Raw genomic sequence first — 20501 nt, forward strand, 5'->3', positions numbered from 1 at the left:
GCCCTTAGGCAAGCGTCGCTGACTTGACCGAAGGGCGCTTACCCATAGTCGTGATGACCCGTCTCCTCAATAGAGCCCGGTCAGGTAGTAGAACGCGATGGCCACGAACACGGCCGCCGTTTTCGTCAGCGTGATCACGAAGACGTCCTTGTAGGCCTGCCTGTGGGTCAATCCCGTAACAGCGAGCAGGGTAATGACGGCACCATTGTGCGGCAGGGTATCCATGCCGCCGCTCGCCATGGCGGCGATGCGGTGAAAGACCTCGAGCGGAATATTCGCCGCCTTGGCCGCGGCGATGAATTCGTCGGACATTGCGGCAAGGGCAATGCTCATGCCGCCTGACGCCGAGCCGGTGATCCCGGCAAGCACCGTCACGGTGACGGCCTCGTTGACGAGGGGATTGGGGATCGCCCTGAGTGCGGCGGACACCATCGCAAAGCCCGGCAGCAGCGCGATCACGCCGCCGAAGCCGTACTCGGACGCGGTATTGAGTGACGCAAGCAGCGCGCCGGCGACTGCCGCCTTGCTGCCATCCGCGAACCTTGCAAGAACGGGGCGCCAGGCAAACACGAATACGGTCAGAATGCCCAGGAGCAGCGCGCCCTCGACGGCCCATATGGCGGCCAGCGGACCGACCTGGGTCATAATCGGATGGTCACCGAGCGTGACCTCATGCTTGGCGCCATAGGCCCTGGGTACCACCTGCGTCAGCACGAAGTTCATGACGCCAACCACGACCAGCGGCGAGATGGCGATCCAGGGGTTCGGCAATTCCTTCTCTTCAAACGGCTCCGGTTCGTTCACCAGCTCGGTGCCGTAGCCCTCGCCACGCCTCTGCGCCGCAAGGCGACGGTTCTCGATGTAGCCAAAGCCGACGGCAAAGACGAAAATGCTGCCGACAAGTCCGAGTATCGGTGCCGCCCACGTTGTCGTGTTGAAGAACGTCGATGGAATGATGTTTTGAATCTGCGGTGTTCCGGGCAGGGCGTCCATCGTGAAGCTGAAAGCGCCAAGCGCGATCGTGCAGGGGATGAGGCGCTTCGGGATGTCACCCTGGCGGAACATCTCGGCGGCGAACGGATAGACGGCGAAAACCACGACGAACAGCGATACGCCGCCATAGGTCAGGATCGCGCACACGACGACGATGGACAGGACGGCCCGCTCCCGGCCGAGCACCCCGATCACCGCGGACACGATCGACTTGGAAAAGCCGGACAGCTCTATGACCTTGCCAAAGACGGCGCCCAGCATGAACACCGGAAAGTAGTTTTTGATGAAGCCGACCATCTTCTCCATGAAGACGCTGGAAAACAGGGGCGGGACCAGTGAGGGGTCGGTCAGCAGGACGGCGCCCATGGCGGCGACGGGAGCGAACAGGATCACGCTGTAGCCGCGGTAGGCAACGAACATGAGAAAGACGAGGGCGGCCAAAACGATCAAGAGATTCACGGCAAAATTCCCCCAAACTATCCGACCACCGGAGCTGCTCAGATGGTCGACATGAGCATCGTCAATCGCTCTCGTTCCAGCTCGCTGATGACCTTGGCGTGATGGGCCACGGCCTCGCTCAGGAGGTCGCGAATTGAAAGAACGCCGATGGTGGTGCCGTTTTGCATCACGGGCAGGTGTCGAATGTGGTGCGTCTGCATCAGCTTCAGACAATCGGCTAACGCGCTGCCAATATCGGCCGTGACGACGTCTTGCACCATGATGGCCGCAACCGGCGTGGCTTCCGGAGCCTTTCCGGCCAGCACGAGGCGCCGCACGCAATCGCGTTCGGAGATAACCCCGACGATCGCCTCGTTCTCCATGACGACCAGGAAGCCGATGTTCTTGTCTGCCATGAGGTGCATGGCGGTGAGCACATTGTCCTTCGGACCGATCGTCCACAGCTCGTTCGGCCTGGCGGCGAGGATCTGCCTTAGCGGCCGATAGGCAAGAATTTCATCAGGGCGTCTGAGCGGATGATCCATGAAGCGTAACCTTCGCGATCACGAAACTGGGTCTAAAGGTCGCTGATGATCCGGTTGCAGCTTGTGAAGCCGAAGGCGGTCCGCTGTTGATCTATGTCAAGTCGATGGGTGGCCAGGCTTCGTGCGCTGCAGCAAAGCCTGAGCAGCCGGCCGTGAAAAACATGCTGGCCGCTTGTGCGGCCGGAAGTAAGATGAGGCGGCTCGCGACGTCGTTTCGGGGAGGTGCAAATGGATAACCCGTCCCTTCAAGGCAGTTCCTCCGCCTATCTTGAAAGCCTGATGCGAGTTGGCGAGCAGGCAGCCAAGCAGTTCGACGAGGCGCTTGCCGCCGCCATGGGCATCGAGGGCAAGCCTTCGGAGGGCGGGCCGAGATGGCCATTCAGTGTGGCCGGCCTTCAGGACCACTACTGGTCGCCGGTCCTGGAGTTTTGGCGCGGCTTCTTCAACGACAAGCCGGCTGCGGATGGGAATGGAGCGGCGGGAGCATCGCGGGGTGACCGTCGCTTCAAGGACGACGCCTGGAGCCACTCGCCGTACTACGACCTGCTCCGGAAGTCCTATTTGTCGAGTTCGAGGCAATTGGCGGACTTCGTGGATCAGGCGCAAGTCGATGACCGATCACGGCTTCAGCTTCGCTTCTACGCCAGACAATTCATCGACGCGATGAGCCCGTCGAACTTTCCTGCTACGAATCCCGATGTCATCCGCACCGCCATCCGAACCCGGTCCGCGAGCCTCGCGTCCGGGATGCGGAACCTGATCGAGGATCTCCAGAAAGGACGCATCACGCGCGTGGATGAAACCGCGTTCGAGGTTGGCCGCAACCTGGCGGTTACGCCCGGGACAGTGATCTTCGAGAACGAGTTGATCCAGCTCATTCAATATACGCCGCAGACGGGCGAGGTCGAGAAAACCCCGCTGTTGATCGTCCCGCCCTGCATCAACAAATACTATCTGCTGGATCTCGGCGCGGGGAACTCGTTTGTCGAATATGCGGTCGCCCAGGGTCACCAGGTCATCCTGATTTCCTGGCGCAGCGCCGTTGCCGAGACACAGTATCTGACCTGGGACGATTACCTGACGCTGGGGCCCTTGAAAGCCATCGATGTCGTGCGCGACATCGCCAATGTCGACAAGATTCACGCGCTGGGCTTCTGTGTCGGCGGCACCATCCTGAGCTGTGTTGCAGGCGTGCTGGCGGCGCGCGGCGAAGACAAGCTCACGACCATGACCCTGCTGACCACGATGGTCGACTTCGCCGATACGGGTGAGATCGGACTTTTGATCGATCAACCTGCCGTGGCGCTGCGCGAGGCGACGATCGGAAACGGCGGCATTCTCCCCGGCAAGGAACTGGCCTTCACGTTCGGCACCCTGCGAGCCAACGATCTGATCTGGCGCTACGTCGTGGACAGCTACATGAAAGGCGTCCCGCCGGAGGCGTTCGACCTGCTTTATTGGGATTCCGATGGCGTCAGCCTGCCCGGACCGATGTACTGCTGGTACGCGCGCAATACCTATCTCGAGAATAAGCTCAAGGAGCCAGGTGCAACCACGCAATGTGGCGTCAGCATCGACCTCTCCAAGGCCAAGGTGCCACTCTATCTGCTGGCCTCGCGCGAGGACCACATCGTGCCGTGGCAGAGCGCCTACCTCTCGAAGGGGCTGATCGGGGCGGATCCCCGCTTCGTGCTGGCCGCGAGCGGTCATGTTGCGGGGGTGATCAATCCTCCGGCGCGCAAGAAGCGCAGCTATTGGACCCACGACGACCTGAGCGGCGATGCAATGGGCTGGCTGCAAGCGGCGGAAGAAAGGCCGGGAAGCTGGTGGCCCGATTGGGACGCCTGGATGAAGCGATATTCCAGCGGCACTGTTGCGGCGCCAGTGCGCCCCGGCAACGAAAGGTACCAGGCCATCGAAGACGCGCCTGGCCGTTACGTGAAGCAAAAATCCAACTGAAGTCAGGACCGATCCCGCTTGAATGCGGACGGCAGTCAGGCGGGAAGATACCATCAATATAGTTTGCCAGGCACGCCGCGCCAGCATAGTACGGCTCTTGCATTGGAACGGCCCGCCCATATCTCATTGGGCATGATGAAGCTGTCACTCGTCGAAGACCAGGCAATCCAGGCGCGAATCGCGTTCATCGCGGGCGCCGAGACGTTCGATCGCCTGTTCGCCGGCATCCGATTCGATGAAGTCGACGGCAACCTGCTGTTTGCTATTGCCAGGGATGAAGACTGCGCGTCCGAGATCGAAGACCAGTTCTCGCATCACCTCGCCATGGTCGCGACGCAAATCCTCAGACAGAACGTCGACGTGGTCGTGGTGCTGCCGAAGGTCCTGCAATAACCCTCGATTAGCTTCAGGCGGGCTGCCTGGGCTTGCGTCTCAGGCCGATGCGGGTGCCCGGAAGCTGAATCCCCAGCTCGATCGCGCGCGATCTAATCGACGCAATGGGGCGCTTCAGCTTCACGATCATCAGGGTGAGGCTCTTTCCACTCTCGGACATGGCGCGCAGGAGCTTGTCGTCGTCCTCCGACCAGCGTTCGTGATTGTATGTACGGACAGCCATCTTCGTTGCCTCTGAGGCCGGTGAGGCAGGCCGGATCGCGAAATCAAGAGGACCCAGCTCGCCTTTCCTGAGCGCGGCCGCCGGGTGGAAGTTGAGGGACAGGTTTCAACGCTCCTGCCTCGTGTAGAGATGATATCGAAGTCACTGCTTTTCAATGCAATTGCAAAATTGTAATGACGTCGTCGAGCGCTTGGCGCCGACGCGCGTTACCGACGGAGCTCGATGGAGGGCTCGTCGTCGCTCGACTCTGCCTACGAAACAATGATGGATATAAATTGGGGCCCGCCAGGAAAACCCGCGCCGCGACGAGCGCGAAAAAGACAAAGAGCAAGAGCTCAAAAAGCAAGAGTTCATCGCGTTCCGCGATATCCTCCTCCTCGCCTCTCGGCATGCTGGCTCTCCACCTGCTCGAACAGTGGAGGAAGGCGGGCCGCGACGGCCTCGTCTTCCTGTGCGGCGACGAGAACAGGGCAGAGCGGCTGGGCGGGGTGATTCACGCGCTCGATCCCTCGGTCGACGTGCTGGTGTTTCCGCGGCTGAATACGCTGCCATTCGACGGCCTCGAGCCTTCCCGGGAGATCACCGGCCGGCGGAGCTCGGTGTTGCGGCGCCTCGCCAGGGCGAAGGAGCCCGTCTTCCTGGTGTCGACCGCGGAGGCCATCATGGAGCGGCTGCCGCTGCCGGCGAGCTGGTCACGGACCAGCCTCAGCCTGAAGGTGGGCGCGGCCTATTCCGAGCAGGAGCTGGAGAGCCGTCTGGAAGCCCTCGGCTACGATCTCGACGAAGAGGCGGAATATCCGGGAGGCGTCCTGTTCCACGGGAAGACGTTCGAAGTGTTTCCCGCCGGTGCGCTTTGCCCTTTCAGAATTGAGCATTCGGGCGGTGCCTTGCGCAGAATCGTCGCCGTCGATCCGGTCGAGCACGAGGTCGTCTTCGAGACGAAGGAACTGGTCATCGACCCCATGTCGGAGCGGATCGCGCTGGGAGGCAAGCGTGGACAGCGGGCGACGCTGCCGGATTATTGCGGTCGCGCGCGGTGGATCGTGGATACCGGGGTGCTGGGCCACGCCGATAGCTGGCTGGGCACGATCGAGGAGGCGGCCGGCCGCAGGGATGTGGAACGTGAGTATCTGGGGCGGGCGGACTGGAAGCGACTGAAGAAGCGCATCAGCGTTCTGCCCCAAAAATCAGCTTTCACCCCGACGCCGGATTTCTCGAAGGCGGCTTCGCCAAGAAAGATACTCCGCGCCTTCATCGCCGATATGCAACGCGCGGGGTCGCGGCTGCTGTTCACCGCGGCCGTCGAGGATGACCTCCGCGCGATGGAGCGGATGAGCGGCGTCAAGGCGGAGCGCTGTGCCGATTGGAGCGAGGCGACTAAGGGACGGGATCGCGAAACGGCGCTCCTGGCCGACTTCGACGCCGGCTTCATCGGATCCGGCCGCAAGCCTCTCGTCGTCGTGACGGCGTCCGACGTGCTCGGCAGCAGAGCTCATCATCCGCAGCCCATGGCGAGGGCGTGGACGGCTGCTTTCGATCATCCTGACGTACCGGAGCGCGGCGCGGCGGTGGTTCATTTGCAACGAGGGCTCGCCGTGCTCGACGGCTTGCAGACCTTCGATATGGGGAAGGGATCGCGGCGCGAGATGGTCAGGCTTGCGTTCGCGGGAGACAACGCCGTTCTCGTACCGCCGGCCGATCTTGCTCTGATCTGGCCCTATGCGGCGGAGCCCGGCAAGCTGGCGCGAGACAAAGCGGACGGAAGCACGTGGTGGGCGCGGCGGACCGAGGCGGAAGCGGAAATCCAGGTTGCCGCCAAGGCGCTGGCCAAACACATCAGCCAGCGGCACCGCCGGCGGGCGCCCAAACTGGTCGCGCCGGGAGCAGCCTACGAGAGGTTTGTCGTGCGGTTTCCGTATTTTACGACGGTGGACCAGGCGAAGGCCATCCAGGACGTGCTTGATGATCTCGCCGCAGGTCACCCCATGGACAGGGTCGTATGCGGCGACGTCGGATTTGGAAAAACCGAGGTGGCGCTGCGCGCGGCGGCCGCGGTGGCGCTGTCGGGGAAGCAGGTGGCGATCGCGGCACCGACAACGGTGCTGGCGCGACAGCATGTCGAAACCTTCCGCAAGCGGTTTGGGCCCCTCGATATCGAAGTGGGAAGCCTGTCGCGGGCCACCTCGGGCCCGGAGGCGAGGGAGACGAAAGAGGGGCTGCGCAGCGGGCGAACGAAAGTCGTGGTCGGCACGCAGGCTCTCGCTGCAAAGGACGTGAAGTTCGCCGACCTTGGCCTTGTCATCATCGACGAAGAACAGCATTTCGGCGCGGCAGAGAAGGCGAAGCTTTCAGGGCTGGGAAAAGGTGCGCATACCCTTTGGATGAGCGCCACGCCGATACCGCGCACGCTCGCTGCGGGTCTCGCGGGCTTCAGGGATCTCAGCGTCATTGCAACTCCGCCCGTTCACCGGCTTCCAATCGTAACCAGGATCGCCCCGCTTTCAGATGCTGCCATTGCTGCGGCACTGCTCCGCGAGAAGAGACGGCATGGACAAAGCTTCCTGATCTGTCCGCGGATCCAGGATCTGGAGCCGATGCTGGCGCGTGTGCAGGCGGTAGCTCCCGATCTTCGCATCGTCTGTCTTCACGGCAGATTGCCTGTCGACGAGATCGACGACCGGATGATGAGCTTCGTCGACGGCGATGCAGATGTGCTTCTGGCGACCAATATCGTGGAGAGCGGTCTCGATATCCCGCGCGCGAACACCATCGTCGTGTGCTGGCCCGAAAAGTTCGGTCTTGCGCAGCTCCATCAGCTCAGAGGGCGGGTGGGACGCGGTGGTACGCGCGCCTTTGCATCTCTGCTGACGGAGTCGGCTTCGGAGCAATCCGAGAAGCGCTTGGCCGTTCTCGAGGAGTTCAGCAAGCCGGGCGCCGGCTTTGCCATTAGCGAGCGCGACCTGGACCTCAGAGGCGCCGGCGACCTGTTCGCGGAGCGCCAGTCCGGGCATGTGCAGGTGTTCGGCCCGGTGCTCTACAGTCACCTCCTGAAGCTGGCCTCAGAGCGAACGAACGACGCAGGCGCCGTCCTGTGGGTGCCTGATCTGAATCTGCCTGTAGCCGACATGCTGCCTGAAAGTTACGTGCAATCGGAAGCGGTTCGGCTCGAGATCTATGGCCGCGCCGCCAGGTGTCGGAACGAAGAGGATCTGGAAGACCTGGAGGAGGAGACTTCGCGTCGTTTCGGCAGGCTGCCACCGGAGGCGCGCGATTTCTTTGCCGCCGCCAGACTGAGGATCGACTGCAAGCAGCGCGGCATCGTCAGGCTCGATGTCGGGCCGGAGGCCGTCGCGGCGACATTCCTCCCGGGACGGCTGCGGAAATCCAGGGCGCGATCGCTGCAGCGCTATGGCGATCGCGTCGTCCATGCCGGCCGTGGCGACGTGGACCCGTTCGACCGGGTCGAGGAGTTCCTGGATCTGCTGGACGAGTGAGGATTCTCCGGTCTGCTCAAATCCAAAAAAGACGTGTCCTCTTCACAATGATGGCACTGGAACGCTGCAGGAGCGCGGCTGTTCCATTCCCGTGCACAGATCAGGAGGGCCGGATGAACTCCGGCGCGGCCTGGCTGACGCAGCAGGCGGGAACGATCGCGCGCGCTGCTGATTGGTAAATTGAGCGACGCGCCGCCGAGTGTGTTCGGATGAAGGCCGCAGGGAGCGCATTGCTCGACCCTTAAGTCAAACCTGTGAGCCGATCGACGTGACTGAGATGAACATCGGAAAATGGTACGACCCGATCTCGGAGCAGTGGATCGTTCCTCGTGAGACGCGCACGATCGCGGGATATGGTCAGTCAAGCGCGGAGAAGATGCCGGAAGCCCACGAGAGAGGCGAGGCACAGCGGATCTGGGACCTGCTGGTCGACTGCTGCGCAAGTGGCTGATGCCAGACAGGGGGCGGCCATGAAGCATCATTTAGCGTGCCTCGTCCAACAAGCCGATAAGTGATCCAACAAGCCGATAAGTGAATCGTCCTCGTGGTGTGAGGCCGCTAGAGCGGGATGGCGGACGAGGGGGGCCGCTGCTATGCAGGCGGGATGCCGCGAAAGCTGAAGACATTCCGGACCTCGCTGGGCTTCTACGATCTCGCGATTGCCGCGCCATCGATGAAGGCGGCACTCGAGGCATGGGGCGCCGGAAGCAATCTGTTTCACCAGGGGATCGCCGAGGAGACCGACGATCCCGAGGTGGTCGCCGCGACGTTGGCGAAGCCGGGGGTGGTCCTGAAGCGCCCGGCCGGCTCGAACGGCCGCTTTGCCGAGCATTCCGGTCTTCCGTCGGAGACGGCCGCCGACAAGATCGGGCGCCGGCCAAAGGCAGGACAAGCGAAGCCCAAGCCGGAGCCCGAGGATCGGGCGTCTGCCGCGAGCCGCGACAAGGAGGCCGCTCGAAAAGCCGCGGCGAGCTTCGAGAGGGAGCAGGCGCGGCGCGAGGCGCAAATCCGGCAGGAAGAGGCCGCCCTAGCGCGGAAGCGAGAGCAGCGACAAAAGCTGATCGCGAAGGCGCAAGCCGCGTTTGAAAATGCGGAACGGGAGCACGAGGCCAGGGCCGCCGCACTCGAGGCCGAGCGGGCCGCGGTCGAGGAGCGGGCGCAAGCTGAAGAGGCGCGCTGGTTCAGGCAAAAGGAAAAGCTGACGGCTGCCTTGCGCCGGGCCCGCGAACAATTGCGATGACCCGTCTTTCTGGCGAAGCACAGTCCTTCCGATTCCCTATCCCTCGTATTGATCCGGCCCCATCGCCCAGTGCGATTGATCGTGGCCGAATGCGTAATTGCGGTTGGTCAGCGCCGGATTGCGATTGACCATCGGGCGCATGAACATCGGATGAGTGGCGCTGCGCACCTCGTGCTCGACCGTGAACAGATGCCTGCCGCTGTCGAGATCGATGATATCGCAGAACCGGTACTGGTATTGATTGTCCTCGCGGGAGATCAGGTCGCGCGCCAGGAGCTTGCGGTAAGGACCTGAGAAGTCGGTGATGTACATCTGCACATGGTGTCCGTCATAGTGCGGCTGCGGCTGATCGGTCTCGCGAAACAGCAGGTGCTGGTTGCGGCCGGTCTTCACCGCCGCAACCTGGCCGTCGCCGTTCCAGAGCTCGGCGGGCATGCCCATGATCTCGGGATAGAAGGCGCAAATGCTCTGCGCGGATCCCGCCGGTACGTCAAACTCGACATAGGGGATTCCGAGCGCAACGCGCCCGAAGCGCGCCGCGTCGGGTTCATAGCAGCGCAGCCGGTTGCCCCACGGGCAGGTCGCCTCGACATGATCATTGTGCTCGGTGAACGCGAACGCCGTGCCCTCGAGCTTTTTGGCGATCGACGCGAGCCGCTGCAGCAGGGCGTTGCGGCCCTCGATGACCAGCCCGACATGACCGCGCAGCACCTGCGGCTTGCCGCTCGGCAAATGAAACTGGCTCCGTCCGGCATTGATCCACATGTTGGTGTCGGACACCATCAGATACGGATCGCGGGTCAGCCCAAGTCCCGCGACGTAGAACAACGTCGCCAGGCGCTGATCCGGGACCTGGATGTTGACGTGCTCGAAATGGATCGCATTCCCGAGATCTTCAGCGGATCGATCGAATTGCTGCGGCATGGTGTGTGCTCTGGCTATGGGGCAGACGGGTCATACTAGAGCAGAATTTCCGCCGGCCGAAACTGCCAGACGATCAAATCTGCAGACCGGGCATGATCTCCGCTGCCGCCTTGCCGTGGCGGCCAGTCCCTGTAATCTGACGAAAACACAAGGCAAAAAAGGCAAGGGAAGGGATTGATGGGAGGAGTTCTGGAGGGCGTACGTGTCCTCGATTTCGGTCGCTATATCGCGGGGCCGTATTGCGCGACGTTGCTGGCCGAATTCGGCGCCGAGGTCATTCGCGTGGAGAAGCGCGACGGCAGCGAGGATCGGTTCGTGGCGCCGGTCGGTGAAGGCGGCGAAGGCGCGCTGTTTCTGCAGATCAACCGAAACAAGAAGTGCATCACGCTCGATCCGATGAAGCCGGAGGGGCAGGAGGTGATGCGCCGGCTGATTGCGACCGCGGACGTGGTCGTCGCCAATCTGCCGCCGCAGACCCTGCGCGCGATGAAGCTCGATTATGAATCATTGAAGGCGATCAAGCCCGACATCATCCTGACGACGGCAACTGCGTTCGGCGGGCCGGGGCCATGGTCCGACCGCGTCGGTTTCGACGGTGTCGGACAGGTCATGTCGGGCTCGGTGTACATGACCGGCGCCGGCGATCCGCCTTACCGGGCCGCGGTGAACTGGGTCGATTTCGGAACCGCGCTGCACTGCGCGTTCGGGACGCTCGCCGCGCTGATCGAGCGCGGTAAATCCGGGCGCGGGCAGATCGTCGAGGGCGCGTTGCTGGCAACCGCGCTGTCTTTCACCAACGCAACGCTGATCGAGCAGGCCGTCATATCAGTCAATCGCGTTCCGACCGGCAATCTTGGTCAGACCGCTGCGCCGGCCGACATCTACCGGACCAAGGACGGCTGGGTGCTGTGCCAGGTCACGGGTCATCCGCTGTTCATTCGCTGGGCGAAGCTGATGGGCGAGGAGGAGCAGTGGCTGAACGATCGGCGTTTTGCCGACGACATCAGCCGCGGCAACAACGGCCCCATCATCAGCGAGCGGATGGCGCGCTGGTGCGCAGAGCGCACCACGCAGGAGGCCGTCGATACGCTGGGCAAGGCGATGATTCCGACCGGGCCCGTCCTCTCACCGCAACAGGCGCTGGACCATCCGCATATTCGCGCCGCCGGCTTCATGCAGGACGTCGATTATCCGGGCCTACCGAAACCTGCGCCGGTGGCGCGAGCTGCCGTGCGGCTGTCGCAAACGCCGGGCGAAATCGCGAGCCGCCCGCCGACGCTCGGCGAGCATACCGATCGTGTCCTGGCCGAACTTGGATACGACGCGGCTGCGATTGGGGCGCTTCGGCAAAGCGGCATCGTTTAGCGCGCGGGCATGGCGGGCTCGCGACCACGGTCCTGGCTGGTCGTGCCGCCAACCTCGCATCCCGGGCGGCGATTTGCCGTGATGCGCCTCACGCTTGCGGAAGGCGTCGTCGCCGCCGTGAATTCGTTTCCCGTTTGGTGCCGAATGGAGAACGTGCGTCCGCCGCGGGCCGCGAATATGGATTTCCATTTCATTGATTTCGCCCGGCGGAGAAGCGAATACGGTTCCAATCATTGTCGTTGAGTTATGGAGCCGAAGATGTCGTTTCGTTCCGCGCTGATCCTCTCGAGCGTTCTCGCCGCATGGTCAGCTGCGGCTGCGGCCGAGACCATCAAGATCGGCGTTACGCCTGGACCGCATGCTCAGATCTTCGAGGCCGTGAAGCCGATCGCTGCGAAGCAGGGCCTCGATATCCAGCTTATCGAGTTTTCCGACTATGTCGTGCCGAACGCAGCGCTTGATGCGGGCGAGATCCAGGCCAATTCCTTCCAGAACCAGCCCTATCTCGACAACCAGAAGGCCGATCGCGGCTACAAGATCGAGTCCATCGCGCTGACCGTGAACTTCCCGATCGGCGTCTATTCGAAGAAGCACAAGGCCTTCGCCGATATCCCCGAGGGCGGCAAGGTCTCGATCCCGAACGATCCGACCAATGGCGGCCGTGTGCTGCTGCTCCTGCGCGACAAGGGCGTGATCAAGCTGAAGGACGGTGTCGGCTTCAAGCCGACGGTGCTCGACATCACCGAGAACCCCAAGAAGCTGAAATTCGTCGAGGTCGATGCGGCGCAAGCGCCGCGCGCGCTCGATGATGTCGACGCAGCTGCGATCAACACCAACTATGCAACCCAGGCGGGCCTCGATCCCGTCAAGGATCCGATCCTGCGCGAGGATCCAAAGGGACCCTACGTCAACCTGATCGCCATTCGCACCGCCGACAAGGACAAGCCCTGGGTCAAGACCCTCGTGGACAGCTACCACACGCCCGAGATCAAGGAGTTCATCTTGACCAAGTTCAAGGGCGCGGTGCTGCCGAGCTGGTAGGCAGTCTGCCCAGCAAGGCTCCGGCGCGGGGGCGATCCCGGCGGGCAGCCTTGCGCAATGCCCGCTTGTCTGGAGCTGCGGCAACCGACATCATTGGGGCGTGGCAATTCTCGCCCGGCAGGGGTCGTATGAAACGCTTTGCAAACCTGAAACGACTGGGGTTCTTCACGCGGCTTCTCGACGAGGCGCCGCCCGCCGAGCGATACCGCTTTGCGGCCGAGCAGATCGTGCGTGCCGAGAAGGCCGGCCTCGATTCCGCGTGGATCGCGCAGCATCATTTTCACGAGCGCGAGGGCGGCCTGCCTTCGCCCTTCACCTTCCTCGGTTACGTCGCAGCGCAGACCTCGCGCATCCGCCTCGGCACCGGCATCGTGACCTTGCCGCTGGAGAACGCGGTGAGGGTGGCGGAGGACGCCGCGGTGCTTGATCTGCTTTGCAACGGCCGCTTCGAGCTCGGCGTCGGCACCGGGGGCAACCCGTCGGCCTTTGCCGCTTTCGGCCTCGACAGCGCCCAGCGCAACGAGATTTTCGCTCGCAACCTGGACGTCGTCCGCGCCGCGCTGACCGGCAAGCCACTTGATGGCGGCGACACGCTCTATCCGCAGCGGCCACAACTGGACGACCGGATCTGGCAGGCGACCTTCTCGGTGGCTGGCGGCGCACGCGCTGGCAAGGCGGGCGATGGTCTCTTGCTGTCGCGCACGCAGCCGCGAGCCAAGGAGGCACCGCACGCAACGCTCGCCGAGATCCAGAATCCGATCATCGACGCCTATCTGGAAGCGCTGCCGCCGGGTCGCGAGCCCCGCATCATGGCGTCGCGCAGCGTCTTCGTCGCCGACGACCGGGCCGAGGCGATGCGCCTTGCGGATGTCGGACTGCGGCGCGCGCTCCCGCAGTTCCCCAAGGGTGGCCACGCCAAGCCGGGCGAGACGCTGGAGGAGATGATCACGGCGTTCGACACGCATGTCGGCGCAGCCGACGACGTCATCGCCTCGCTCCGCGCCGACGCCACGCTGGAGCGGGTGACTGATCTCGTCTTCCAGGCGCATTCGGTCGATCCGCCACACCCCTACATCCTGCGTTCGATCGAGCTCGTCGCGGACAAGGTCGCGCCGGCGCTGGGCTGGACGAGGACGGCGGCAGATGTCGCCCTGGCGGGCTAGCCGAAATGAATGTGATCGCGTTGCACGAGGCTGAATGATGGGAACGAAAGATATCATCGACACGCTCGCCGGGATCGAACCGGGCTCGGCCCTGGACACCATTCGCGCGCGCCGACTGCAGGCGCGCGAGAATGCGCAGAAAAGCTATCTCTCGCTGTTCGAGCCGATTGACGCCAGCGATTTCTCGCTTGCCGAACGCGCCGCGGTCGCGGCCTTCGTGACCGGCCTTCACGGCGAGTCCCCCGTCGCCGCGTTCTACCGCGAGAAGCTTGCCGCGAATGCGGATGGGGCGGCTTTGGTCGAAGCGATCAAGGCCGAGATCGAGCGCGGCAAGACGTCGGGCCCGTACGGCGATTTTCCGGCCGGCCCGCTGTCGGTCGAGAACAAGGCCGGGCTAATCTACCGGGTGAGCACGGAGCGCAGGCCTGCCCTCGGTGCGCGGCTCGTCGCGGCACTGGAACATACGCACCTTCTGGAGTTCCGGCCCCGCGATGCCGCGTCTTCCGACATGAAGGCGCTGCTCGCAGCCGGCTGGTCGGATACCGGCATCGTCACCTTCTCTCAACTCGTCGCGTTCCTGTCGTTCCAGGTGCGGGTCGTCACTGGACTGCGCGTGCTCGGCGCTTCGCTTGGGCGCACCGCGAACGCCGCTTCTGGCGCGTAGGAGGCTGCATCATGAGCGCTGAAAACAAAGTCAATCCGCCCGTCGTGTTCACTCAGGACGAACTCGGCTGGGTGTCGTGGATTGATCCGCTGCCCGAGGCTGAGCTGACCGAACGACATTTTTCCGGCCTCGTCGATCGCGCCCGCGCCAAGTCGGAATATTTCCGCCTGCTGGTGCGGGATCCCGAGGTTCTGGAAGCCCGTACCAAGACCGACAAGGACATCTTCTACAACACCGCCGATGGCCTGCCGCGCGCCGAGCGCGAGCTCGCAGCCGCAGCGACCTCGCGCTACAACGGCTGCATCTATTGCGCGTCCGTGCATGCGCGCTTTGCCAGCACCTATTCCAGGCGCCGCGACGACGTGCAGCGCCTGCTCGACGAAGGCGTCGGGGCCGATCTCGGCGAGCGCTGGAACGCCGTCGTCAAGGCGTCCGTCGCACTGGCTGCGACGCCGATCGCTTTCGGTCCGGACAATATCGAGGAGCTGCGCCGCGCCGGCCTCGACGATGCGGAGATCGTCGACGTCATCAATGGTGCGTCGTTCTTCAACTGGGCGAACCGGCTGATGCTGTCGCTCGGCGAGCCCTCGAAGTAGGCAGCTTCACTGTCACAAGAATTACCGCTTGTTTGTAACACCAGAGTGGATGGAGCCGTGCATGAGCAACATCGATCGCCGTAGCCTGGTCAAGGGCTCGCTTGCCGCCATGATGGCGGGAGCGGCCTTTTCGCGTGCCGCCTTCGCGCAATCCTCCGAACCGATCCTGCTCGGCGTCAGCGGTCCCCTCACGGGTCCGAACGCGCAATATGGCACGCAGTGGAAGCAGGGCTTTGATCTAGCGCTCGACGAGATCCTCGGCGCCGGTGGCATCAACGGCCGCAAGCTTGCCTACAGTTTCGAGGACAGCCAGAGCGATCCGCGCCAGTCGGTGGCGATTGCCCAGAAATTCGTGTCCGATCCCCGCATCGTCATGGAGCTCGGCGACTTCTCGAGCCCCGCATCGATGGCGGCCTCGCCGATCTATCAGCGCGGAGGCCTGGTGCAGTTCGGTTTCACCAACTCGCATCCCGATTTCACCAAGGGCGGCGACTTCATGTGGAGCACCTCGGTCAGTCAGGCCGACGAGCAGCCGCTGCTGGCGTCGTATGCCGTGAAGCGCCTCGGCCTCAAGAAGCTTGCGGTCTTGCACCTCAACACCGATTGGGGCCGCACCAGCCGCGACTACTTCACCAAGGCTGCCAAGGAGTATGGCGCGGAGATCGTGGTCACCGAGGGATACATCGCGGAGGAGCGGGATTTCCGGTCGACACTGGTGCGCGTCCGCGACGCCAATCCGGATGGGCTGATCCTGATCTCCTATTATTCCGACGGTGCGCTGATCGCGCGTCAGGCTCGCCAGGTCGGGCTGAAGCAGGTGATCTGCGCCGCGAGCTCGGTCTATTCGCCAAAGTTTCTGGAGCTCGGCGGCGAGGCTGTCGAGGACGTGCACGTCGGCACGCGCTACTTCCCGGAAGACCCGCGGCCCGAGGTGCAGAAATTCATCGCGGGCTTCAGGAAGAAGTACAACGGGTTGGAGCCCGACGCGTTCAACGCCTACGCCTATGACGCGATGAACATGGCGGCCGCCGTGGTGAAGATCGGTGGCGCGGATCGGCGCGCCATTCGCGACGCCTTCACGAAAGTGAAGGACGTCCCGAGCGTCATCTTCGGCACCGCGACGTTCGACGTCGCGACCCGCCGCGTCAAGGGCGCCATGAATGCCGAGCTCGTCGTGCGCAAGGGGCAATTCGCGCTCTGGGACGGCAAGCCGACCTGACATGATGGTCGGACCAAAGCATGATCCGGAAAAGTGCGAAGCGGTTTTCCGGAAAGATCATGTGCAAAAACAAGCTAAAGCGCGATGACGAACTCTTCCGATCTTATCGCGCTTTAGTCGCTCCGGCCGCTTTTCTCTCTACTCGGGGGCTACCCGCGTGTCTTCCTGGCTCGACTACACGATCAACGGGCTGATCGTCGGTAACGTCTACGCTCTCGTTGCGGTCGGGCTTGCGCTGATCTTCGGCGTCAGCCGATTGATCAACTTCGCCCAGGGCTCGATCTATCTCGTCGGCGCCTATATCGGCTGGGTCGCGGTGGTGCAGCTGCACACGCCGCTGCCGCTCACGATCATCGTGGTGGCGGCTTCCGCTGCGGTGGTCGGATTGATCATCGAACGCTTCGGCCTGCGTCCGCTGCAGAATTCGGTGCGCATTGCGCCGCTGCTCGCGACGATCGGCATCAGCTTCGTGCTCGATCAGCTCGTGATGCTGACGTTCTCGCCCAACCCGCGGGCGCTGCCGAGCCAGCTGCCCGACGTTCGCTTCCAGGTCGGTGGCGGCACGATCGGGCCGCTTGATCTGCTGATCGCCGGCGTCGGCATCACCAGCGCGCTGCTGCTGTTCGTGTTCCTGCGCTATAGCAAGCTCGGCTGGGCGGTACGTGCCACGGCGCAAGACCGTGACGCAGCGATGCAGATGGGCGTCGATGTCAATCGCGTCAATCAGGCCGTGTTCGGCATCGCCGCTGCGCTCGGTGGCGTCTCCGGCATGCTGGTCGGCATGTACTACAACCAGATCGACACCGCGATGAGCCTTCAGGCGACGCTCAAGGGCGTCGTCGCCGAAGTGGTCGGTGGCGCCGGCAATGTGCCTGGCGCCGTGGTCGGCAGCCTGTTGCTCGGATTGGTGGAGAGCTACGGCGTCGCCGTGTTCGGCACCAGCTACCGCAATCTCTTCGCATTCCTGCTGCTGGTCGTTGTCCTCGTGCTGCGGCCCAATGGTCTGTTCGCCAGCGCGCGGCAGGCGCCGCCCGAGCCGCTCACCGGCACCTTCATCGCGCCGAGCCGCCCGGTTCGCATTCCACGCTGGGCCTTGCTGGCCGCCACCGGCATCTTCGCGATCCTGCCGCTGTTTCCGGTGTCGTTTTACGTGCTCCAGACTTTCATCAACGCCTGGCTGCTCGGCATGCTTGCGCTGAGCCTGACACTGGTTGCGGGCACGATCGGCCAGGTCTCGCTCGGACACGCCGCGCTGCTGGCGATCGGCGCCTACACGTCGGCGCTGCTGTCGCTGAATTTCTCCGTCCCCGTCGGCCTTGCCGTCATCGGCGGGGGCCTGATGAGCGCGGCGCTCGGCACGGCGCTGATCTCGCCGTCGTTCCGCCTGCGCGGGCACTACGTGTCGATCGCCACGCTCGCCATCGGCGAGATCGTGTCGCTGGTGATCCTGAATTGGGAGAGCGTCACGCGCGGTCCGATCGGCATCTCCGGCATCCCGCCGCTGTCGCTGTTCGGCTACGAGTTGATCAGCCCAACGTCGATCTACTGGTTCAGTTTTGCGGTGATGATCGTGCTGGCGCTGCTGCAGGGGCGCTTGCTCGGCTCGCATCTAGGCCGCAGCTTCCGCGCCATTCGCGACGACGACATCGCCGCGCGCGCCTACGGCCTCAGCCTGAATCGCTACAAATCGCTGGCCTTCATCTTCGGCGGGTTCGCCGCTGGCGTCAGCGGCGGCATCGCCGCGCATCTCTATTCCTACATCAATCACGAAACATTCAACACGCAGCAATCCATCCTGGCGTTGACCGTCGTGATCCTCGGCGGCCTCGGCAATGTCGTCGGGGCCATCGTCGGATCGGTCGCGCTGGTCGGCCTGCCCGAGCTGTTCCGGATCGCGGCTGAGTACCGCATCCTGATCTACGGCATCGTGCTCCTGCTGCTCGTGCGGTTCAGGCCGCAGGGCCTGTTGGGGACGATGTGATGGCGGAGCACGCTCCCATGCTGTCCCTGCGCGGGTTGACACGCCGCTTCGGCGGCCTCACCGCGGTCGATGCCATCGACCTCGACCTCGCCAGGGGTGAGCTGATCAGCATCATCGGCCCGAACGGCGCCGGCAAGACGACGCTGTTCAACCTCGTGACCGGGCTCGATCGGCCCGACGCCGGTCATGTCAGCTTCGAAGGCGGTGACATCACCGGCCTCTCGCCGGAGCGGCTCGCGGCCGAAGGCATCGGGCGTACCTTCCAGCTTGGCCGCGTCTTCGGCAATCTCAGCGTCATGGACAACGTCCTGATCGGCGCGCACACGCGGCTGCGCGCGGTGAAGCCGGCCGTGCCGGTGATCGGCCCGCTGCTGGAGCTGGGGTTGGCGCTGCTACGCCCTGCGAGCGTCAAGCTTGAGGAAGAGAAATTGCGGGAACAGGTGAAGGCCATTCTCGCGCGCTTCGGGGAGCGGCTGCTGCCGCGGATCGACCAGCCGGCCTACAGCCTGTCCTACGCCAACCGCCGCCGCGTCGAGATCGCGCGCGCGCTCGCGCTGAAGCCGCGCCTGCTGCTGCTCGATGAGCCCACCGCCGGCATGAACCCGACCGAGACCGCGGAGATGCAGACGCTCGTCGCCGAGCTGAAGGCGGAAGGGCTGACCATCCTCCTGATCGAGCACAAGTTAGAGATGGTGATGCGCCTCTCCGATCGCGTCATCGTCATGGATGAGGGCAGGAAGATCGCGGAAGGGCCGGGCGAGGTGGTGCGCAACGATCCCAAGGTGATCGAGGCCTATCTCGGCCACGGCCTGTCGGGGACGGCTGAGCAGGAGAGCGCGGCATGACGAACTCCTCTTCCGATGCGTTGCTCGCGCTATCCAACGTCAATACGTTCTACGGCCAGGCCCAGGTCCATTTCGACCTGTCCATCACGGTTGGTCGCGGTCATATCGTCTGCCTGCTCGGCGGCAACGCCAGCGGCAAGTCGACGACGATGAAGATCATTTTGGGCCTCGTGAAGCCGCGCTCGGGCGAGGTGACGTTCGACGGCGCCTCGCTGATCGGGCTCACCACGCCGCAGATCGTCCGCCGCGGCATCGCCTCGGTGCCGGAGGCGCGGCGGCTGTTCGCGGACATGAGCGTCCGGGAGAATATCCTGATGGGCGCGTTCGTGCGGAGCGACCGCGACGCGGTGGCGCAGGATCTCGATCGGATGCTGACGCTGTTTCCAAAACTCGGCCAGCGGCTGTCGCAGCGCGCCGGCTCGCTCTCCGGCGGCGAGCAGCAGATGGTCGCGATGGCGCGCGCGCTGATGAGCCGGCCGCGCATGATCGTGATGGACGAGCCGACCATGGGCCTGTCGCCGCTCTATGTCGATCGCGTGCTGGAGCTGATCAGGACCATCAACCAGGAGGGCGTCTCGGTCTTCATGGTCGAGCAGAATGCCAGTCTCGCGCTCGAGATCGCGCATGAAGCCTATGTGCTCCAGACCGGCAAGATCGTGCTGTCGGGCCCGGCGCGGGCGCTGAAGGACGACCCCCGCGTCCGCGATGCCTATCTCGGCGGCTCCGAGGCCGCCTAGCTCTGCACCCGGTCGAGCCGCTGACGTTCCGCGTGACCGTGGCCGGGACGTTCTAGGACGATCTCAGGCGGAAGCCGCGCTCCGAGCCGGCTCCGCCGGCAGATCGTCGCCATTGGGATCGCCCGGCGCCGTGGCCCAGGCCAATTCCACCAGCGTCACGATCCTGCGTCCACCGCCGTCGAGCTGGCAGACGATCAGGCCCTGCTCCTCCATGTAGCCGAGCAGGCGCTGCGCCCTGCGCAGCGAGTGCGAGCCATAGGCGCGGGCGATCGCGGCGTCGCCCGGGCAGGGCCAGCGTTCCTTCGCCGCGCGCGCGATCATCATGAACACGCCCTGCATGTCGTCGGGCAGGATGGAGGCGCGCAGCGACACTTCCTGCCAGGCATCGTCTTCGGCGAGATCAGCGCCGAGCCCGGCCCGCGCGTGCGTCAGCATACGGCGGAATTCGTTGAGGTCGGGTACGGCCGAGCCGAGGCCTTCGATACGGCAGCGGACCACGAACTCCTGATAGAGCACGCCGATGGCGCGGAAGCCGGCATCGGGCTCGGCGAGCACGGCGCGCAAGGTGCGGTCGACGCGTTCGCGCCGCTCCGCCAGCTCTTCGGCGCTGACCGGCAGCTCGACACTTCGGGGCGCGCTTCCGGCGCAGCCGCCTTCGCCGCGCGGAGCTGCTCGAGCAGG

Annotated in this window: 18 protein-coding genes and 1 pseudogene; 14 read left to right on the forward strand and 5 right to left on the reverse strand. The window is 64.1% G+C overall.

The features are described 5' to 3' along the window. Nucleotides 1–66: 66 nt before the first annotated feature. Both AC630_RS03255 and AC630_RS03260 read right to left on the reverse strand, forming a co-directional pair. Nucleotides 67–1452 carry a GntP family permease gene (locus AC630_RS03255; RefSeq protein WP_074117041.1) on the reverse strand — a complete coding sequence of 462 codons (1386 nt, stop codon included), beginning with the start codon at nucleotides 1450–1452 and terminating at the stop codon, nucleotides 67–69. 38 nt (nucleotides 1453–1490) lie between these two features. Beyond that, nucleotides 1491–1976 carry a CBS domain-containing protein gene (locus AC630_RS03260; protein WP_074117042.1) on the reverse strand — a complete coding sequence of 162 codons (486 nt, stop codon included), beginning with the start codon at nucleotides 1974–1976 and terminating at the stop codon, nucleotides 1491–1493. A gap of 228 nt (nucleotides 1977–2204) precedes the next feature. Here AC630_RS03260 and AC630_RS03265 point away from each other — a divergent pair, with 228 nt between their 5' ends. Both AC630_RS03265 and AC630_RS03270 read left to right on the forward strand, forming a co-directional pair. Next, nucleotides 2205–3935 (forward strand): PHA/PHB synthase family protein, encoded by a 1731-nt coding sequence (locus AC630_RS03265; protein ID WP_208866954.1) that lies wholly within the window; start codon nucleotides 2205–2207, stop codon nucleotides 3933–3935. An 18-nt stretch (nucleotides 3936–3953) separates the two neighbouring features. Beyond that, nucleotides 3954–4328 (forward strand): hypothetical protein, encoded by a 375-nt coding sequence (locus AC630_RS03270; protein ID WP_502691497.1) that lies wholly within the window; start codon nucleotides 3954–3956, stop codon nucleotides 4326–4328. Nucleotides 4329–4341: 13 nt separating this feature from the next. On the opposite strand, the gene AC630_RS03275 is transcribed toward AC630_RS03270, so the two are convergent. Next, a complete protein-coding gene (locus AC630_RS03275; protein ID WP_074117044.1) occupies nucleotides 4342–4551 on the reverse strand; it encodes a hypothetical protein in 210 nt (69 codons plus the stop codon). Nucleotides 4552–4940: 389 nt separating this feature from the next. Between AC630_RS03275 and AC630_RS03285 the strand changes: the two genes are divergently transcribed. The 3 genes from AC630_RS03285 to AC630_RS03295 all read left to right on the forward strand — a co-directional run bounded on the left by AC630_RS03285 (nucleotide 4941) and on the right by AC630_RS03295 (nucleotide 9285). Beyond that, entirely contained in the window at nucleotides 4941–8045 is a 3105-nt protein-coding gene (locus AC630_RS03285; RefSeq protein ID WP_074117046.1) for a DEAD/DEAH box helicase, read from the forward strand. Nucleotides 8046–8313: 268 nt separating this feature from the next. Next, the gene (locus AC630_RS03290) at nucleotides 8314–8496 is read left to right on the forward strand and encodes a hypothetical protein (RefSeq protein WP_074117047.1); all 183 of its coding nucleotides are present in this window, start codon (nucleotides 8314–8316) and stop codon (nucleotides 8494–8496) included. A gap of 153 nt (nucleotides 8497–8649) precedes the next feature. Continuing rightward, nucleotides 8650–9285 carry a cell envelope biogenesis protein TolA gene (locus AC630_RS03295; RefSeq protein ID WP_074117063.1) on the forward strand — a complete coding sequence of 212 codons (636 nt, stop codon included), beginning with the start codon at nucleotides 8650–8652 and terminating at the stop codon, nucleotides 9283–9285. Nucleotides 9286–9321: 36 nt separating this feature from the next. Here the strand turns inward: AC630_RS03295 and AC630_RS03300 are convergent, their stop codons facing one another. Continuing rightward, nucleotides 9322–10209 (reverse strand): VOC family protein, encoded by an 888-nt coding sequence (locus tag AC630_RS03300; RefSeq protein ID WP_074117048.1) that lies wholly within the window; start codon nucleotides 10207–10209, stop codon nucleotides 9322–9324. 177 nt (nucleotides 10210–10386) lie between these two features. Here AC630_RS03300 and AC630_RS03305 point away from each other — a divergent pair, with 177 nt between their 5' ends. The 9 genes from AC630_RS03305 (at nucleotide 10387) to AC630_RS03350 (ending at nucleotide 19820) form a co-directional block, all read left to right on the forward strand. Further along, entirely contained in the window at nucleotides 10387–11574 is a 1188-nt protein-coding gene (locus AC630_RS03305; protein WP_074117049.1) for a CaiB/BaiF CoA transferase family protein, read from the forward strand. Between the two features lie 246 nt (nucleotides 11575–11820). Continuing rightward, nucleotides 11821–12615 carry a MetQ/NlpA family ABC transporter substrate-binding protein gene (locus AC630_RS03315; RefSeq protein WP_074117051.1) on the forward strand — a complete coding sequence of 265 codons (795 nt, stop codon included), beginning with the start codon at nucleotides 11821–11823 and terminating at the stop codon, nucleotides 12613–12615. Between the two features lie 128 nt (nucleotides 12616–12743). Continuing rightward, on the forward strand, nucleotides 12744–13778 hold the full coding sequence (locus tag AC630_RS03320) for a putative FMN-dependent luciferase-like monooxygenase (protein ID WP_074117052.1): 1035 nt from the start codon (nucleotides 12744–12746) through the stop codon (nucleotides 13776–13778). A gap of 37 nt (nucleotides 13779–13815) precedes the next feature. Then, the gene (locus tag AC630_RS03325; RefSeq protein WP_074117064.1) at nucleotides 13816–14442 is read left to right on the forward strand and encodes a CMD domain protein; all 627 of its coding nucleotides are present in this window, start codon (nucleotides 13816–13818) and stop codon (nucleotides 14440–14442) included. An 11-nt stretch (nucleotides 14443–14453) separates the two neighbouring features. Beyond that, nucleotides 14454–15038 carry an alkylhydroperoxidase domain protein gene (locus AC630_RS03330; RefSeq protein ID WP_074117053.1) on the forward strand — a complete coding sequence of 195 codons (585 nt, stop codon included), beginning with the start codon at nucleotides 14454–14456 and terminating at the stop codon, nucleotides 15036–15038. A gap of 61 nt (nucleotides 15039–15099) precedes the next feature. Continuing rightward, a complete protein-coding gene (locus tag AC630_RS03335) occupies nucleotides 15100–16257 on the forward strand; it encodes an ABC transporter substrate-binding protein (RefSeq protein WP_074117065.1) in 1158 nt (385 codons plus the stop codon). A gap of 157 nt (nucleotides 16258–16414) precedes the next feature. Then, entirely contained in the window at nucleotides 16415–18238 is a 1824-nt protein-coding gene (locus AC630_RS03340) for an ABC transporter permease (RefSeq protein WP_074117054.1), read from the forward strand. After that, nucleotides 18238–19083, forward strand: a complete 846-nt coding sequence (locus tag AC630_RS03345) for an ABC transporter ATP-binding protein (protein ID WP_074117055.1) — start codon at nucleotides 18238–18240, stop codon at nucleotides 19081–19083. The genes AC630_RS03340 and AC630_RS03345 overlap by 1 nt, the downstream gene beginning before the upstream one ends. Next, complete coding sequence (locus AC630_RS03350; RefSeq protein ID WP_074117056.1) at nucleotides 19080–19820, forward strand: ABC transporter ATP-binding protein; 741 nt, start codon at nucleotides 19080–19082, stop codon at nucleotides 19818–19820. Before AC630_RS03345 ends, AC630_RS03350 begins: the two co-directional genes overlap by 4 nt. Before the next feature lie 63 nt (nucleotides 19821–19883). Here AC630_RS03350 and AC630_RS03355 read toward each other — a convergent pair. Beyond that, a pseudogene (locus AC630_RS03355) lies at nucleotides 19884–20501 on the reverse strand (ATP-binding protein); the annotation flags it as partial.

Origin of the sequence: Bradyrhizobium sp. AS23.2, assembly GCF_001908185.1 — a bacterium.
Classification (GTDB): Bacteria; Pseudomonadota; Alphaproteobacteria; order Rhizobiales; family Xanthobacteraceae; genus Bradyrhizobium.